This window comes from Pseudomonas sp. JL3, assembly GCF_031570575.1.
Classification (GTDB): domain Bacteria; phylum Pseudomonadota; class Gammaproteobacteria; order Pseudomonadales; family Pseudomonadaceae; genus Aquipseudomonas; species Aquipseudomonas cucumis.
Map to the genome: position 1 here is coordinate 1 of NZ_JAKWJK010000079.1, position 316 is coordinate 316.

Below are 316 nucleotides of genomic sequence, written 5' to 3' on the forward strand. Positions count from 1 at the left end.
GCTCTATCGACTACCTGGGCCGCAACGACGACCAGGTGAAAGTCCGTGGTTTCCGTATCGAGTTGGGCGAGATCGAGGCGAAACTGGCGGCTTGCAACAATGTGCGTGAAGCGGTGGTGATCGTTCGCGAAGACGAGCCGGGCGACAAGCGCCTGGTGGCTTATGTGATTGCCCGTGACGGCATGCACCTGTCGGCCGCTGATTTGCGCACGCAATTGTCGGGCTTGCTGGCGGAATACATGGTGCCGGGCGCCTTCATGACGTTGCCATCCTTCCCGCTGACCGCCAACGGCAAGCTGGACCGTCGTGCGCTGCC

At 62.0% G+C, this 316-nt stretch carries 1 protein-coding gene; it reads left to right on the forward strand.

Annotation, left to right across the window (positions count from 1 at the left end):
- Positions 1-316: AMP-binding enzyme (locus MMG91_RS28870; RefSeq protein ID WP_310661463.1), on the forward strand; the 316-nt coding region annotated here is incomplete at both ends.